This is a genomic window from Clostridium acidisoli DSM 12555, assembly GCF_900176305.1.
Classification (GTDB): domain Bacteria; phylum Bacillota; class Clostridia; order Clostridiales; family Clostridiaceae; genus Clostridium_I; species Clostridium_I acidisoli.
In genome coordinates this window covers 42,099-58,659 of record NZ_FWXH01000009.1, presented here as the reverse complement: position 1 = coordinate 58,659, position 16,561 = coordinate 42,099, and the positions used below count along the sequence as shown (strand labels likewise).

15 protein-coding genes are annotated in these 16,561 nt (G+C 29.7%); 10 read left to right on the top strand and 5 right to left on the bottom strand.

Translation table 11 applies throughout. The features are described 5' to 3' along the window. Positions 1-16 precede the first annotated feature (16 nt). The 7 genes from B8978_RS12035 to B8978_RS12005 all read left to right on the top strand — a co-directional run bounded on the left by B8978_RS12035 (position 17) and on the right by B8978_RS12005 (position 7,904). Positions 17-505 (top strand): NUDIX hydrolase, encoded by a 489-nt coding sequence (locus tag B8978_RS12035; RefSeq protein WP_084116283.1) that lies wholly within the window; start codon positions 17-19, stop codon positions 503-505. A gap of 308 nt (positions 506-813) precedes the next feature. Continuing rightward, positions 814-3,093, top strand: a complete 2,280-nt coding sequence (locus B8978_RS12030; protein ID WP_084116336.1) for a glycosyltransferase — start codon at positions 814-816, stop codon at positions 3,091-3,093. A gap of 17 nt (positions 3,094-3,110) precedes the next feature. Further along, entirely contained in the window at positions 3,111-4,256 is a 1,146-nt protein-coding gene (locus B8978_RS12025; protein WP_084116282.1) for a hypothetical protein, read from the top strand. Between the two features lie 176 nt (positions 4,257-4,432). Next, positions 4,433-5,695 (top strand): MBOAT family O-acyltransferase, encoded by a 1,263-nt coding sequence (locus B8978_RS12020; RefSeq protein WP_341435474.1) that lies wholly within the window; start codon positions 4,433-4,435, stop codon positions 5,693-5,695. Positions 5,696-5,710: 15 nt separating this feature from the next. Beyond that, positions 5,711-6,925 (top strand): alginate O-acetyltransferase AlgX-related protein, encoded by a 1,215-nt coding sequence (locus B8978_RS12015; protein ID WP_084116280.1) that lies wholly within the window; start codon positions 5,711-5,713, stop codon positions 6,923-6,925. Positions 6,926-6,983: 58 nt separating this feature from the next. Beyond that, positions 6,984-7,229, top strand: a complete 246-nt coding sequence (locus B8978_RS12010) for a hypothetical protein (RefSeq protein ID WP_084116279.1) — start codon at positions 6,984-6,986, stop codon at positions 7,227-7,229. A 27-nt stretch (positions 7,230-7,256) separates the two neighbouring features. Beyond that, positions 7,257-7,904: a YidC/Oxa1 family membrane protein insertase gene (locus tag B8978_RS12005; RefSeq protein ID WP_084116278.1), complete on the top strand. Its 648-nt coding sequence runs from the start codon at positions 7,257-7,259 to the stop codon at positions 7,902-7,904. 115 nt (positions 7,905-8,019) lie between these two features. Here B8978_RS12005 and B8978_RS12000 read toward each other — a convergent pair whose 3' ends face one another. Both B8978_RS12000 and B8978_RS11995 read right to left on the bottom strand, forming a co-directional pair. Beyond that, positions 8,020-9,390 (bottom strand): nitrogenase component 1, encoded by a 1,371-nt coding sequence (locus tag B8978_RS12000; RefSeq protein WP_084116277.1) that lies wholly within the window; start codon positions 9,388-9,390, stop codon positions 8,020-8,022. Positions 9,391-9,397: 7 nt separating this feature from the next. After that, positions 9,398-10,933 carry a nitrogenase component 1 gene (locus B8978_RS11995; RefSeq protein ID WP_084116276.1) on the bottom strand — a complete coding sequence of 512 codons (1,536 nt, stop codon included), beginning with the start codon at positions 10,931-10,933 and terminating at the stop codon, positions 9,398-9,400. 283 nt (positions 10,934-11,216) lie between these two features. Between B8978_RS11995 and B8978_RS11990 the strand changes: the two genes are divergently transcribed. After that, positions 11,217-12,149: a GNAT family N-acetyltransferase gene (locus B8978_RS11990; RefSeq protein ID WP_084116275.1), complete on the top strand. Its 933-nt coding sequence runs from the start codon at positions 11,217-11,219 to the stop codon at positions 12,147-12,149. 13 nt (positions 12,150-12,162) lie between these two features. Here B8978_RS11990 and B8978_RS11985 read toward each other — a convergent pair whose 3' ends face one another. Continuing rightward, a complete protein-coding gene (locus B8978_RS11985; RefSeq protein WP_084116274.1) occupies positions 12,163-12,924 on the bottom strand; it encodes a TIGR03915 family putative DNA repair protein in 762 nt (253 codons plus the stop codon). Next, positions 12,903-14,225, bottom strand: coding sequence for a putative DNA modification/repair radical SAM protein (locus B8978_RS11980; RefSeq protein WP_084116273.1), 1,323 nt, complete (start codon positions 14,223-14,225; stop codon positions 12,903-12,905). The genes B8978_RS11985 and B8978_RS11980 overlap by 22 nt, the downstream gene beginning before the upstream one ends. A gap of 159 nt (positions 14,226-14,384) precedes the next feature. Here B8978_RS11980 and B8978_RS11975 point away from each other — a divergent pair, with 159 nt between their 5' ends. Next, complete coding sequence (locus B8978_RS11975; RefSeq protein ID WP_084116272.1) at positions 14,385-14,909, top strand: GNAT family N-acetyltransferase; 525 nt, start codon at positions 14,385-14,387, stop codon at positions 14,907-14,909. A 25-nt stretch (positions 14,910-14,934) separates the two neighbouring features. On the opposite strand, the gene B8978_RS11970 is transcribed toward B8978_RS11975, so the two are convergent. Beyond that, positions 14,935-15,984: a PocR ligand-binding domain-containing protein gene (locus B8978_RS11970; RefSeq protein ID WP_084116271.1), complete on the bottom strand. Its 1,050-nt coding sequence runs from the start codon at positions 15,982-15,984 to the stop codon at positions 14,935-14,937. Between the two features lie 273 nt (positions 15,985-16,257). On the opposite strand from B8978_RS11970, the gene B8978_RS11965 reads away from it, so the two are divergent. Then, positions 16,258-16,557, top strand: a complete 300-nt coding sequence (locus tag B8978_RS11965; RefSeq protein ID WP_084116270.1) for an ATP-dependent Clp protease adaptor ClpS — start codon at positions 16,258-16,260, stop codon at positions 16,555-16,557. Positions 16,558-16,561 lie beyond the last annotated feature (4 nt).

Genomic DNA, 16,561 nt, shown 5'->3' with positions numbered 1-16,561 from the left:
GATCGGAGGCGTACTTATGGAAATGTGGGACATATATGATAGTAGAGGGTTCAAAACGGGAAAAATAAAGAAACGGACTGATATTTTAAATAGTGGAGAACATCACTTAGCTACTGAAGTATGGATAATCAATGACAAGTCTGAAATATTAATACAGAGAAGGTCTAGTAACAGAGAAGTACTCCCTAACATATGGGCACTAACTACAGGTTGTATGATTAGTGGAGAGGATACATTAAATGGATCTATTAGAGAAGTAAAAGAAGAAATAGGCATATCCATTAAAAGAGATGATTTAAAATTTGTTAGAAGAATAATTCGTACAGATACCATTTGGGATATATATTTTGTATACAAAAATGTTGATTTATCAAAATTGATCCTGCAGGCAGAAGAAGTTAGTGATGTGAAATTGGTATCTATTGAAGAATTTAAGGACATGCTTTTATTGAAAAAAATATTTGAATATCCAGAAATCTATGATGTTTTATCGCTCATCAAATAATAATATATAATAAAATAACTGTAAATGTAGAAAATTATTGAAATTTATTTAATTAAATATAAAATTGTGCGAAAATAATTGTCGAAATATATTGTATATTGTCATTGAATATGATAATATACAATATATTAATTGAATATTATGAATTTTATATTAAGGAAATAGCGGAAAATTTTTATGAACTAGACATTTGAAAAAGTTAGAATTAGTATTGCAACCAGCCAACTGTTGATATTTTTAAAAAATATATCTATGGTTGGCTTTAGTTTTATCATGGAAATACAATTATGGGAGAGGGTGTTAATCAAATGAAATTTAAAATAATAAAAAATCATCTTTTAATTATTGGTACTGTATTAATGACTATTATTTATTTAATTTGGAGAACATTATATACAATCCCGTTTGGAGACAACATCATATCTATAGTTTGTGCAATTATATTACTAGCTGTTGAAATTTTAGGTATGTTTGAAGCTGCAATACATTACTACAATATGTCTGAGATAAAATATCCAGAAAGACAGGAAGTACCAAAAGAAATATATCCACATATAGATGTTTTTATTGCTACTTACAATGAGCCTAAGGAATTGCTTTATAAAACTATAAATGGATGTAACAATATGGACTATCCAGATAAGTCTAAAGTGCATATTTATTTATGTGATGATGGCAATAGGGAAGAAATGAGAGAACTAGCTACAGCTATGAATATAAATTATGTAACACGTAATGACAGAAAGGATGCAAAGGCAGGAAATTTAAACAATGCTCTCGCAAATTCAAAATCACCTTTAATTGTGACCTTTGATGCAGATATGATTCCAATGCATGATTTTTTAACAGCAACTGTGCCTTATTTTCTTGTAGAAGAAAAGGTAGGTTTTGTCCAAACACCACAAAGTTTTTACAATACGGATTTATTTCAATATTATCTTTTTTCAGAGGAGAGAATTCCCAATGAACAAGATTATTTTTATAGAGATGTTCAAATCTCAAAGAATAAAAGTAATTCAGTTATTTATGGTGGAACAAATACTGTTATAGCACGTGAAGCTCTAGAGGAAATAGGGGGTTTTTATACAAAGGCAATAACTGAGGATTTTGCAACTGGTATTATCATTCAAAGCAGGGGATATAGGTGTTATGCAATTGATGAAATCCATGCTTCAGGACTTGCACCGGCAGACTTACCAAGTTTAATTAAGCAACGGGAAAGATGGTCAAGAGGTTGTATTCAAACGGGTAAAAAGCTGAATATATTATTTAGAAAAGGTCTTAATTTTGCTCAGAAACTTAGTTATATCTCTGCAATTTCTTATTGGTATTCAGGGATAAAAAGATTGGTTTACATTATGGCTCCCATATTGTTCTCTGTTTTTGGAATAATCGTTGTTAAGTGCAATCTTTTGGAAGTGTTAATTTTTTGGCTGCCAATGTATTTACTGAGTAATGCGTCACTTAAAAAATTATCTAAAAATATAAGGACGACAAAGTGGACAAACATATACGAAACCATTTTATTTCCATATCTTATTATTCCAGTATTACTAGAGACCTTTGGTATTTCTCAAAACAAATTTTTGGTTACAAGAAAAGACGGAGCACAAGATGATTCAAAATACAGACTTAGAAAGGCAATACCACACATATTTTTTGCAATACTTTCTGTAATAGGAATAGGAAATTGTATTAAGATGATTTTTAATTCTGGCTCACCAGCTTATAGCGTTGTTTTATTTTGGCTTATTGTGAATTTTTACAATATATTAATGGCAATATTTTTTATGTTTGGCAGAAAATCATTTCGTAAAGCTGAGAGAGTTCCTGTAGAAGAGTCATGTGTTATTTTATATGATGAAAATGGAATTAAAGGCAATACCACTGATATATCGGAGGGTGGTGTAGCTGTTTTGCTGGATTATCCAGAGTTCATTCCATATGATATAGATGTAAAGCTGTCAATAGTAAACAAAAGATACAGTTGTGAATTTGAAGGTATGGTTGTGCGTGTTGATAAATCAGGTGACAAGTGGAGATATGCTTTTAAGATAACTAATATAGATGAAAAAAATTACAAACAATTATTAAATATTACTTATGATAGAGAACCATCTTTGCCTAGAAATTTAGATAAAAATAGTAGTATTTTTGATGACATTAGAGTGAATTTGCTAACTAGAAATAAAAAGACAATTTTATTTAAAAGAAAACTTCCACGCATTGAATTGGATAAAGTTTTAATATCAGAGGAATGCGGTGAAGTAAAAGTGGAAACATTTAATTATGAATATTTAACTTTAAAAGCTGATAAGTCTAAAGAATTAGAAAAAAAATTAACACTACAAATTAATGATAATAAAATAATTATCTGTATTTTGGAGAAAATAATAAACAATGAAAAAACAGATAAGTCATCTATTTATCTTTATAAAATTGAAAATCATGAAATTGTCTCAAAAGATTATGAGCTAAAGGAAAGACTTATTGAATGGATTAATGAAGGTAGCGAGAAGGATTTAGAAATAATAAAATCAAAAACAAATGAATTAATTTATGAAGTCGATGAGATGGATTATCTATAAAGTCGGAGGCCTACAAAGTGATTTTTAGTAAACTTATAAAGAGTACATTGACGTTTTTTTATATAGTATTATTGATTTTAAGTACTGGGATTACTGTAAAGGCAGTAGAAGAAGGGAGCATAACACAGCTTGACCCTAGCAATATAAAAAACACGTCTAATGGGGCTAATGTTAGGTATGACTTAAGAAAAGATAACAATAAATATATTTTAAGTGTTAATGTGAATTCTAAAAATTTAAAAAAGGGATATTATACTTCTAATATTTACAATGAGATGTATATGAACTTAGATAGTTATGGAATGATTTCTTTTGATATTGAGAATCAATCTAATGATGAACTTAGAATTAATTTCATTATAAAACAAATAGATGGTACATTTTTATCGGTGTCAAATGATAAAAATGTACTGATCAAAAAAGAAGATAGTGATTTATTAGAAATGGTAACACCTTCTTATGGAACTATTTCAATTCCCAAGGGTTTTAAAGGAAGCATATATGTTCCCTTTAATAGTTTAGGTAAAGAGGGGCAAGATAAACAGGATAAAATATATAATATTTCAAAAATATTATATTGGGGAATTGCTCAAACCACAGCAGAAAATAAAGAGCAAAACTTTAGCCTCAGTGATTTTAAATTAATAGAATATAATTCGAAAATAAACCAATATGGTAATTTGAATTTTTCCATACAAGGTGAGAATCAGGTGCAAATACCAGTAGCAGGTGAATCTATTTCACAATATAAAGCTGAAATGGATGATTCAAATGTAAAGGCTAATGGAGATAAAATTAGCTATAAGATAGAAACTAGTAAAAAAGGAGTTTCTATTAGTAAGGATGGTTTACTTAAAGTAGAAACTGGCATTAAACCAGAAAAAATAAAAATAGATGCAATAATAAATGATAACAATATATACGTCAGTAAGGAAATTAATTTGTATAAATCATGGACGTTAAATGCAAAAGAAGTAGATGGAACAAGTAAAAGTATCCCTAAAACTAACGAAGTTAAAAGATTAATTGGAAGGAAATATGAATTTATTTTATCAGACAAATTTATGAATTGTATAAGGATTTTTGTAGTGACTCTAACTTGTTTATCCATAGGGCTGTTTATCTTTTGGAATAAAGAAATTTCAAAAGATAAAAATTTTTAATTGTAAAAAGGTGATTTGAAGTGTTATTTTCAACTGTAATATTTATGTTTTATTTTTTGCCCTTGGTTTTAATTTTGTACTATGGCATATCATTTTCTAAAACTTTACAAAATATTATACTTTTGATATTAAGTTTGATATTTTATGCATGGGGCGAGCCTAGTTACGTCTTAATTATGATAGCTTCTATATTGTTTAATTATATATTGGGTCTATTAGCTCAAAAATATAGAGAAAAAAATAAAGGAAAATATATTCTTATATTTGGATGTGTTTGTAATCTAGGAATGCTTTTTGTATTCAAATATTTAGCCTTCATTTTGCAAAATATAAATAATATTCAAAGTTATAGGATACCAATCCTTAAACTTCAATTGCCAATAGGAATTTCATTTTTTACATTTAAAGCAGTATCTTACTTAATAGATGTATATAAGAAAAAGGCTGAAGCCGAAAAAAATCCTATTTATGTTGGATTATATATAGCGTTTTTTCCACAACTTCTAGCAGGGCCAATTTCACGATATAAAAATATAGCAGATCAAATTAAAAATCGAAAACATACATGGCAAAAATTTTCAGTTGGTTCATGTAGATTTATTACAGGACTTGGTAAAAAAGTTCTTTTATCTAATACTATGGCTGTTGTAGTGGATAGAATTTTTCAAATGAATGCTATTTCTAGTGTACCAGTAACGCTTGCTTGGTTAGGAGCCATTGCCTATACTTTACAAATTTATTTTGATTTTTCTGGGTATTCAGACATGGCAATAGGAATTGGATTAATGCTAGGTTTTAAGTTTGAGGAAAACTTTAATTATCCATATGTTTCAAAGTCTATAACAGAATTTTGGCGTAGATGGCACATTTCTTTAGGAACATGGTTTAGAGATTATGTATATTTCCCACTTGGAGGTTCCAGAGTTAAAAATAAGGATAAGTTAATACGCAATTTACTTGTTGTATGGGTGTTAACAGGTGTTTGGCATGGAGCGGAATGGACATTTGTAGTTTGGGGTTTCTTAAATTTTGTGTTTATTGCTTTAGAAAAATTAGTATCATTTGATCAATTACAAATAAAGAGTAGATATAAACATCTTTATGCATTATTTATTATAAATCTAGGGTGGGTTATATTTAGATCAAAGGATTTAATAGAGGCTGGAAAGTATATTTCGTCTATGTTTGGAGTTGTGCATAATGGTTTTTGGAGTGACTACACATTTATGTTTATAAAAGAAAATATAATTTTTTTTATAGCAGCAATTATTTTATCTACACCAGTATCAAAAAGGATTAATAGATTTATGGTAGACAAAGCTAAGGTGTATTGGTTTTTAGAGTGTTTATATCCATTTGGTATAATAGGATTATTTTTAATATGTATATCCTATCTCGTAAAAAATACATATAATCCATTTATTTATTTTAAATTTTAAAAGGAGAATGGAAGTATGGAAAGATTATTTATTAAAAAACTTATAACAACAATATTATTTATTATAATACTTTTGGTATTTTCCTTTTATAATGTTAAAGTAACATATAGACCAATATTAGAAAGTTTAAAGCAAGAAAAGGCTCCTTCCGTTTCCTTAGGCAATAGGATAAAAGCTGTAGAAGATACAATAACTGATAATACATATGGTAAATATAAATTTATAGAGTTATATGGATATATTCAAAAATTGATGTACAAAAATGAAGAATCAAATTTTGAAGTTATTAAAGATAAAAATGGATTTCTACACTATACTTTTTTTGCGGAAAAACCCAATCCTGTTTATAAACTTGTGAAAAGAACAAAGGCTCTTAAGGAGGGGCTTGAAGATAAAAATACAAAACTTATCTATATGATGCCTCCGGATAAATATATTAAAGGATATACAAAACTTCCATATGGAATTCCATATAATTATGCAAATGAAACAGCTGATGTATTTTTAAAGCTTCTAAATGAAAACAATGTAGATACAATAGATTTACGTAAAAATTTGGACAAAAGTGGCATATCAAAAGATCAACTGTTTTTTAAGACAGATCATCACTGGAAAACAGAAACAGCTTTTTTTGAATTTAGTCAGCTAGTAGATATTATTAACACAAGATACGGTTTGAAAATTGATCAGGATGGATTTTACACAAATAAAAACAATTATAATTTTATAACATATAGGGATTCTTATGTAGGTTCTATGGGAAGAAAAACTGGAATTGCTTATTCTGGTGTAGACGATTTTACTTTAATTTATCCTAAATATAAAACTAATTATAGTTACTATTCTAAAACAGGAACTAAGGAAACTCGTTTAAATGGTAGATTTGAGGAAGCACTACTTACAGTGGATCCATTTAGAACTTCTAAGGGCACTTATTCACTAGAAGCAGATAAATATTCTTCATATCTTTTTGGTAATCAAGGTATTGTTCATGTTGTGAATAAAGATAATCCAAGTGGTCCAAAAGTTTTATTTGTAAAGGATTCAGTTACTGTGCCACTTGCAGCATTTTTATCAACAGTTTGTTCTGATGTATATTTGATTGATCCAAGGTATTATACAGGAAATATTCCTGATTATATAAATAGTGTTAAGACGGATTTTGTATTCGTATCCTTTTATCCTCAGGATTTAACTGAAGATTTTTTTAAATTTTATGAAAAAAATTAGGACAATTAATTGTATAGTGTTATAATAATTGGAAATAGTATGTGGAGGAGGCGTGCCTGTGAATTCTAACCTAATAAATTTAACTCAACTAATGTTTTTATTAATGTTTTTTGCAAGCACGTTTGTTTTTGCAATATACTCATATAAAAGTTTTAAGCATAAAACTGAAAAAAATATCGTATTAAATATTTTAATTAGGTGGCTTGAATTTATAAAGAAGATATCTCCACAAGATTACATGAGTTATGAAAAATACGGATTATGGAGATTCATTGGGCGATTCAAAATAAAAATGATGTTTTAGCTAAAATTATTATAAGGAGAGATAATAATGAACATCATTTTTAATTTTTTAAGTAGTTTGTTAACCTCAATTTTTAAAGTGACTGGAGACTATGGGTTATCAATAGTTTTATTGACAATAGTTGTAAGAATAACACTATCCCCAATGTCTTTTAGGCAAAAAAAGTATATGAATCAACAGCAAAAACTTAGTGTGAAAATGCAAGAAGTTAAAGAAAAATACAAAGACAATAAAAAAAGGCTTGATGAAGAGGTTAAAAAACAATCTACTGAAAGTGCAAAGGGTATGCTAGGATGTTTAGTAAGTTTAATTCAATTTCCTATATTAATGACTATGTGGAGCGTGATTAATAAAATGCATGTTAATGTGGGAACATTTCTTATACCTTGGGTGTCAAGCATTAAAAATGTAGATGGGTATTTTATTGTTCCACTAGTATACATGTTAATATCATTAACGCCTAGCTTGCTTTCATATGTTCCTTTTTTAAAAATTGAAGGTCAAGCGGCAATGAATAAAAGTAATATTATAATAATGGCATTAGTTGGCATATTTGTTGCCAAGGCAGTACCTGTAGCGGTTGGAATATATTTAATTACAACAAGTATATTTACTTTTTTAGAAGAGCTTGTATTTAGAATATACATGAGAAAAGTTAAGGTAAACAATGTTTAAAGTAAAGATATAAAGACATTAGTAAAATCAAAGGTACAGTTTTCCGAGAAAAACACCTAAATAAAAGCTTCTCCTGGCATAACCAGAAGGAGCTTTTATTTTGACTTTAAATTTCTTAAGCACTACCTCCAATAGCAGTAGTATAAATCTTTTCTAGTAAAGAAAGAGCACCTCGATATCCAACATAGGATTTTGAAATCACAACTTCATAGGATGCAGGAAAAGTAACTTCAACAATTTTAGCATTTAAATCTTTAGCCACATCCCGTTCCCAGGTTGTTCCAAATATAATTGGAGGTTTATGACTGTAATCAGCTTCTCTTAATTTTTGGTGAATAATAAAAGAATCTTCATAAAATTCAACATCCGTAGACACATCACTTGAAATATGCTTATATTCCTCTTTTATGGCATTACGATATTTTAAGGGTGGATTGTCTGTAATGATTTGTTTAGATGGAATTAAACCTAGTTGATTTACTAAAAATTTTGTTATGGCTAGATTGTAAGCACTATCAGCAACTACAGCAAACTTTGCAGGAAGTCCCCACCAATATTCAGCATAAAAATCTGAAAAATCTTCTAAATAGCTATAATAAATTTTTTCTTCTTCTTGAATGAAGGCATCTACTTTTTTAGTATCTATTCCAGCAAAGTCAACAACTTTTTTTAAAAATTCTCTTGTCTCTTTTGCACCTATAGGAATTGTTTGTATGTGTAAATATGGCTGATTATATTTTTCTTCTAGATATTTTGCAGTTTCTAGGCCAAGCCAAGGGGAGAGAACTAAATTAAATTGTGCTTTTGGAATACTCTTCCATTCGGATACTCCTTTTGAACCCTTTCCAAACAATATGTTTACTTTTAAACCAGCACCTTGTAAAATTCTTTTTATTTCTATAAGGTCACCTTTCCAATAGGTATTATGAAAAGGCAAAAGGGACCAGACATTAACAGTTCCAGTTTCCTTAGGACCATTATATTCCCCCACATATTGATTTATAATTGCTTTTGTTATCTGTTCGTGACCAAAGAAATTATTGCCTCTAAAACCTCCAGTTTCAGCAAAAACTATTGGAACATCCTTATCTTGAAATTCACGAACTACTGCACCTACATCTTCACCAACAATGTCGGCTATACATCCTGTAACTACAACAAAGAGATCTGCATCTAAAACTTTTAACGATGCAGCAATCAAATCTCGAAGTTTATCACTTCCACCAAAAACAACTTCTTTCTCAGAAGCATTTATGCTAGGTATAACGGCACCTCCACCATAACTACCTCCTTGGTAGCCGTTGTAAAATGATATATTCATAAATTGCTTGTCAACACATCCAGGACCGCAATGAGCTATTGGAATAACTCGAGGGATTGCAACAGCACTATGAAATGCACCAAGAGCGCAACCATAGCGAACTTGTTGTATAGAGTTTGTTTTTTTCTTGTCTGTTAAATTTATCGATGAGATGTGATCACTCATAATTAGTTTACTCCTTCTCATATGAATTTTCTTTTTTAGCTAAAATAAAGGGATCAGTTTGATTCATCCACCAATTTGTGTATGGCAATTTTGTGTGTGCTGCTAAGTCTTGATGGAATTTTTTATGAGCAAGAATTTCTATAATAGTTTCCCCAAGATTTATCATTCCTTGATAACCTACAGCAATATGTTCATCTCCTAATGGGGCCGCCGGAATTCCTAACTTTGATGCCAGTGGCGCTAGGCCATTATGGCGAATAAGTATAAAGTCTGGATTTACTCTTTTTAATAAACCATAAAATTGATATTGTTGACGATTACTCACACTAAAAAATGGAACGTCACCATAGTTATTTACTAAGTGTGAGAGGGAATCCTGTTTTGGATCTCTGCTATCATAAATTGGATCATGATGAAACACAAGTGAACCATTTACTTCAATTCCAAGTTCACGTAATACAGCAATTAAGCCATGTGCATAAGCTGAACCAGTTGCAACATATCCGTTTAAACCATTTACAGTTTTACGCAAATTTTTTATTATAGGAGTTACTCTCTCGTGTTCTTTAGCTATATAGGCTTCAGCTTCTTTTTCTCTGTGAGTAACTCTGCCTATTTCTCTAAGCCAAGCATCAGTTCCAGCAAAACCATATGGCTCCGGAGCTTTAATTTCTGGTACACCGTATTCTTGTTCTAAGGCTGCAGATAAATATGAGGATAATGTATAACAAAAGCCAACAGTTGCAGCAGCTTCAGATAGCTGAGCTAAATCTTCTATAGTTGCGAGATCTACAATATAGTTAACTCTAAGACCTAATTCTTTTAACATTGGAGTAAAAACATCTGAACCCCATAAGTTTATGACATTAACTAAATCTTCTTGCTTTTTGGGATTTTTTCTTACTATTTGGCGAAGTATCCCATGTTGCGTTGCATCAAAACCTGTGCTCCAATGTTTGGATTTAAATCCTTCACAATGTATAGGTACTACTGGAATACTCAACTCCTTTTCAAGGGCACTTGCAACACTGTCTACATCATCACCAATAATACCTGTGGCACAAGAGGTTGCTATAAAAATTGCATCTGGATGGAATTTTTCAAAGGCATCTCGTATTGAATTGGCTAATTTTTTTTCTCCACCAAGAATAATATCCCTTTCTTCAAGATTAGTTGATATAGCACGCATGTTTTCTACTGGAAGATTTCTAAGTGCAAGACCGTTACGATATATTGAATTATATATAACTTGCCCAGCACCGCAGCCAATAGGAGAGTGTTGGATAAGGACGGAACCTCGTATATTACCAGCTTGGCACTCCACCATTTGTTCGCTGCAGACTGAACCTTGAGTGAATGGGCCTTTAAGTTCGCAGAGTTTGCAATCTTTTTTGGTACCTTTTTCAGTACATCTAGCAGAAGCATATGAAGATTGTTTTGATAAATCTGAAGCTTTTCCATCCCAAGCAATTATGGTTCCAAGTCTTTGCTCACGACGCTCAACTACTGGTGTATCGAGACGAATTCTTTTCTTATTTCCCATAAATTATCCTCCTTTAAAATAAATTTAGTTAAAAAAATAAAGGCATTAATTAAAAACAATATTAATAGCTAATAGCTAAAATATTATAAATATAATTAATACCTCTGGTTTTCCAGTGAGTATATAAAATTGTAATTGTTGGTAAACATATTTAAATAATACATTATCACTGGATTAATAATATGTCAAATAGAAAATTCACACAATATTAACAAGTCTGGCAATGTACAAACATCTTAGCAGAGTAAAATATAAATAAAAATTAAACAATGGAGGAATTCCAATGATTAAAGGTGATTTTGTAGCATTTGAGGCTGTTAAAAGTGAAAGAGGATATATTATTAAAGATGAAAGTAACATGGACATTGGGAAAATACAGATTGTAGAATATTCTAAGGAGAACAGAAACTGTACATTTAGATTATGTATTTATAAAAATGATAGTGAATATATTAGAGATATTATTAAAAGTTTTATAGAAATGTTATTTATGAATGAGGATTTGTATAAAATAAATATATTAGTTAAAGAAGATAGAGAGCTTCAGCCTTTTTTTGATTTGAATTTTCATATAGAGGGGGTTCTGACAAACAATACAATGGATGCTTCTAAATATTATAATGAAATATTGTTTGGAATAGATTATGATATATATACAAATTTAAAGACTATAAGTTTATTAAGATTAGATGGGAAGAATATTAATCTTAGAATTTTAACTGCCAATGATGCAAATAAGCTGTTAAATTATTATAAGGATAACAAAAAACATTTAGAGAATTTTGAAGAGTTAAGGGATGAAACTTTTTATACTATAGAAAAACAAAAGCTTATTATTAGACAACAGTATGTTCAATTGTTAAATGGAAATAACATTTTTTTTGGAATATTTAAAGATGAGAATATAATAGGAATCATTCAGTTATATAATATTGTTTGGGGAATATTTAAAAGTGCAACCATCGGATATTCAATTGATGAAAAACAACAAGGAAAAGGTTATATGAAGGAAGCAGTAAATCTTATATTAAAATATGCCTTTCAGACTTTAAAACTGCACAGGGTACAAGCCGGAACTTTAGTTGACAATTTAAAATCTAAAAGTGTTTTAAAAGCCTGTGGCTTTAAAGAAATAGGCATAAGTGAAAAATATTTATTTATTAATGGTAGCTGGCAGGATCACTGCATATTTTACAAGTTAAATATGGATCTTTAGAATAAGGTAAATTTTAAAGTTTAGAATTATAGGTAAATTCAGTTAGGTACTTCCAATAGCGTTTTGGCATGTGACTCATTTGACATTTAGGGTTATGGCGTTCACGAATTTCTACAGTATTGTAGTATAGCCCCCAAAGCTTTCTGAAATGTTTTTCTTCAGCATCTAAGCTTGGAAATGTCATGTTTTCTACTGGTATAATGTTTGCTTCATAAGGTTTATATATAAGTGCCATATTATGAGTTTTATCATGTATTAAAAAATATTCCTCTGGATATCGCTCTGAAAAATGTTTTATTAAAAGCGGAAGTACAAAATTTTTGGGTTCTATTTCTGCTGCAAGACCATTGTTAAAAACGGAAAAACGTATTAATCCCTTAAGAAGATGACTTTCATTTTCTAAATGTTTAATTGCCTTAAATATAGTAGCTACAACATCATGAGACAACATTGTCATTACTGATGGACCATATTTGTATCCCATACGTAAAAATAGAAGAATATATAGTTCCTTTTTTTCAAGGCAACTTAAAAATGCATATTGTATAGATTCCAGTGCAGAAAATCCTATCTTATCCTTTATGGATACTAATACACGGTTATATTTCTCTAAGTCGGTAATAATTTCGTTTGTAGGGAAAAACGTTATTTGAGATGTGTTTAACTTAACAATATCCATGGGGATTTCATGCTTATAATAACTTTCAAACACGCAACAAATAAGCCCTTCAAAACTTCCATCATAAATGTAAATCAAATTTGACCTGTTAAGCATTTTCTTATTTCCTCCTGCATAAATGATGTCTTATCAAAAAAAGATAGTTGCTTTGTTTCTGATTTAGTAATCAAATTATTATTATACATTCCAATAGATTTTTCTGACATTAGAGATTGTAGTATTTTGTCTTGGGTTATATTAAGGCTGTCCATAAATTGTCCACTACAAGTTATAAAATATTGAGCTCTTTTAAGAACAACTCCTAGTTTTTTAAGTCCACTAAAAGTAAGATTTACTGTGCGGCGAGCAGTTACAATACGTTTGGCGCTAGTTACACCAATACCAGGAACCCTTAGCAGGTCCATATAAGACGCAAGGTTTACGTCTATAGGGAACAGGTGCAAATTATTAATTGCCCAATTACATTTAGGATCTATGTAAGGATTAAAACTTTGATTGTTTTCATCTAAAAGCTCACTAGCAGCAAATCCATAAAATCTAATAAGCCAATCTGCCTGATAAATGCGATGTTCTCTTAAAAGTGGTGGCTTTGTTTCTATGGAAGGTAGCAAAGAATTTTCACTTACGGGCATATAAGCTGAAAAAAATACACGCTTAAGCTTATATTTTTTATAAAGACTCTCCGTAAGATTCAAAATTTGAAAATCAGTATCGGGGGTTGCACCTATAATCATTTGAGTACTTTGGCCAGCAGGAACAAACTTTGGAGCATGTCTATATTTTACAATATCCTTTGAACTTTCATGTATACGATTTTTAATGTAACTCATAGGTGTTAATATAGAATGTTTTGACTTGTCTGGAGCTAGTAATTTTAAACTTTGTTGTGAGGGTAGCTCTATATTTACACTCATACGATCACAAAGCGTTCCAAGACGATTAATTAATCTATCATCGGCACCAGGTATGGCCTTTGCATGTATATATCCTGAAAATTTATATTCTTCTCTTAAAATTCTTAATACTTCAATGATTTGCTCTGAAGTATAATCTGGATTTTTAATTACTCCTGAACTCAAAAAAAGACCTTCTATATAGTTTCTTCTATAAAAATTAATAGTTAAATCAGCTAATTCACGTGGTGTAAATGAAGCACGTGGAGTGTCATTAGAAGTTCTATTAATGCAGTATTTGCAATCATACATACAAGCATTTGAAAAGAGAACTTTTAAAAGAGAAATACATCGTCCATCTCCAGCAAAACTGTGACATATACCATAAACTGAGGAATTACCGATTCCACCAGCACTAGCTTTTCTGTCAACACCACTAGAGGTACAAGCTGCATCATATTTTGCTGCATCCGTCAAAATTTTAAGCTTATCAAAAACATCCACATAAATCATCTCCTTACTTTTCATAATATCATAGAACATACGTTCGTGTAAAGATATAATTGTATAATTTTAAGTTTAAAAAATGATATAATTATTATTAAAAATTTGTTATTAGTGAATGATATAAGATTAATTTTTAGTATACGGAGGAAAATGTGGATGGAATTTAAGAAAGCTGTGGATAAAGATATTAATAATATAATGAGTATAATTAAGAAAGCACAACAATATTTTAAAGAGAAAAACATTGATCAATGGCAAAATAAATACCCTAATTTTCAGACTATAAAAAATGATATTAAAAACAAAAATTCCTATGTACTTTTTAAGGAAAACAAAATCCTTGGAACTGCAGTTGTTATTTTTGAAAAGGAAAAAAATTATGAAGTTATTTATGATGGTGAATGGATTAGTAACGGTGAATATGCTACAATTCACAGAATAGCAATAGATTCAAATTATAAAGGATTCGGCTTAGGATCTGTAATTATTGAGGGAATAGAAGAGATTTGTTTAAATAGAGGTAAAACAAGTGTTAGAGTAGATACACATATAGAAAATTTATCTATGCAAAAACTACTAGAAAAAAATAAATATAGGCATTGTGGTACAATTTATTTAGAAGACGGGAGTAAACGAATAGCTTTTGAAAAAATTCTACGTGAAATAACTAGATTTAAGTAAATTAAATCTAGTTATTTCGTTATAATTAAGATCTTCTACTGTCATTGGCCATAGTGTTTAATTCTTCTGTTAGAGAAGTAACTTCCATTAAATTAGCAGTAACCTCTTGGATTGCAGATGCTTGTTGCTCTGTAGTTTTTAAAGTTTCATTTGAGGTTTCAATAGTTATATTGACAGAATTTTGAATTTTTTCTGTAAGTCCAATTACTTTTAGTGCTGTCTGTTTTGAACTTTCAGATAACTTCCTTATCTCTGTTGCAACAACTCCAAAACCCTGACCAGCTTCTCCAGCTCGTGCGGCTTCTATTGCAGCATTTAAACCTAACATTTTTGTTTGATCAGCTATACTCTTTATAGAATCTAAGATAGTATTAATTTCTATGGATATATTTTTAACGTTAACTATCTCTTTACTAAGATTTTGTTGATTATTTGTGACATTCACTGACGAAGCTGAAAGTTCTTCCATAGTTGCTGAAATTTGACTAAAGTTATCTGCAAGATTTTGAGACATATTTCCTAGTCTAAGTTTTTCATAACCCATATCAGAAAATGCATTGGATACAATAAACAATACATCTGCAGCGGCTTTAACATTTTTTTCTTCAGTTCTGTATACATGTTCAACTGTATCGATATATTCGCTGGAATCTAAATCTATTTCAGCAGCAGTTTTTTTTATGTGATCTATGTCTGGTGATTCAGTTAAAATTTGTCCACCTAAAATTGTTCCTACCAAATGTCCAGCAACGGTTATTGGTGCTGCAAAATCTATTAAGCCAGCATGACATCTGTATATATAAGGCTTGCCTGTTCTAACAGCCTCTTCGCCACCTTTTCTATGTGACTCAGCACATCGGCTAGTACCCTTTTCACTTGATTGAGTGAAGTTGCAAAATTTGGTATAAGAGCTTGGCTTGGTCACTGGAGTACCATTTCTATCAACAGTTACACTTGCTATGTTCATTCCAACAGCAAAATTATCTTGAAACCTTTGCAATAAATCAACATCAATAACATCTTTAAGTTCTAATGAATCAGCATCTAATTCTCCATTTTCAAGTAGTTTAATCACATCTAATCCCCCTATAATTACAATGTAGTTATAATACATAGATTATCGTGAAATTAAGAGGAAACTTTAATTATATATTATGGAGATACTATAAACTGGAAAATTAAATTATTACACGACAATAGTTTAATTAAATTAAAATTAATATTAAAATGAATATATATTTGAAGAGACATAAGCTATTAAAAATTTATTTCATACTTTATCCAAATAGTTATATATACTATAATGTACTTAATTAATAAATATGTGTTATAGTTTGGAGTTGATGTTATGTCAGAAAAAACAATTATAAAAGAAGAAGATAAAATAGATATTAAAAGGCCGAAACTTTACAAGGTGCTTATGCATAATGATGACTATACAACTATGGAGTTTGTTATAGAAATTTTGACTAAAGTTTTTAATAGAAGTGTTATTGAGGCTACCAAGATTATGTTTGATGTTCATAAAAAAGGAATTGGAATAGCAGGAATATACACGTATGACATAGCAAAAACAAAACTTAATCAAGCTATGGACATGGCTAAAGAAAGTGGATTTCCATTTAAATTAAGTATGGAAGAGGAATAAATAT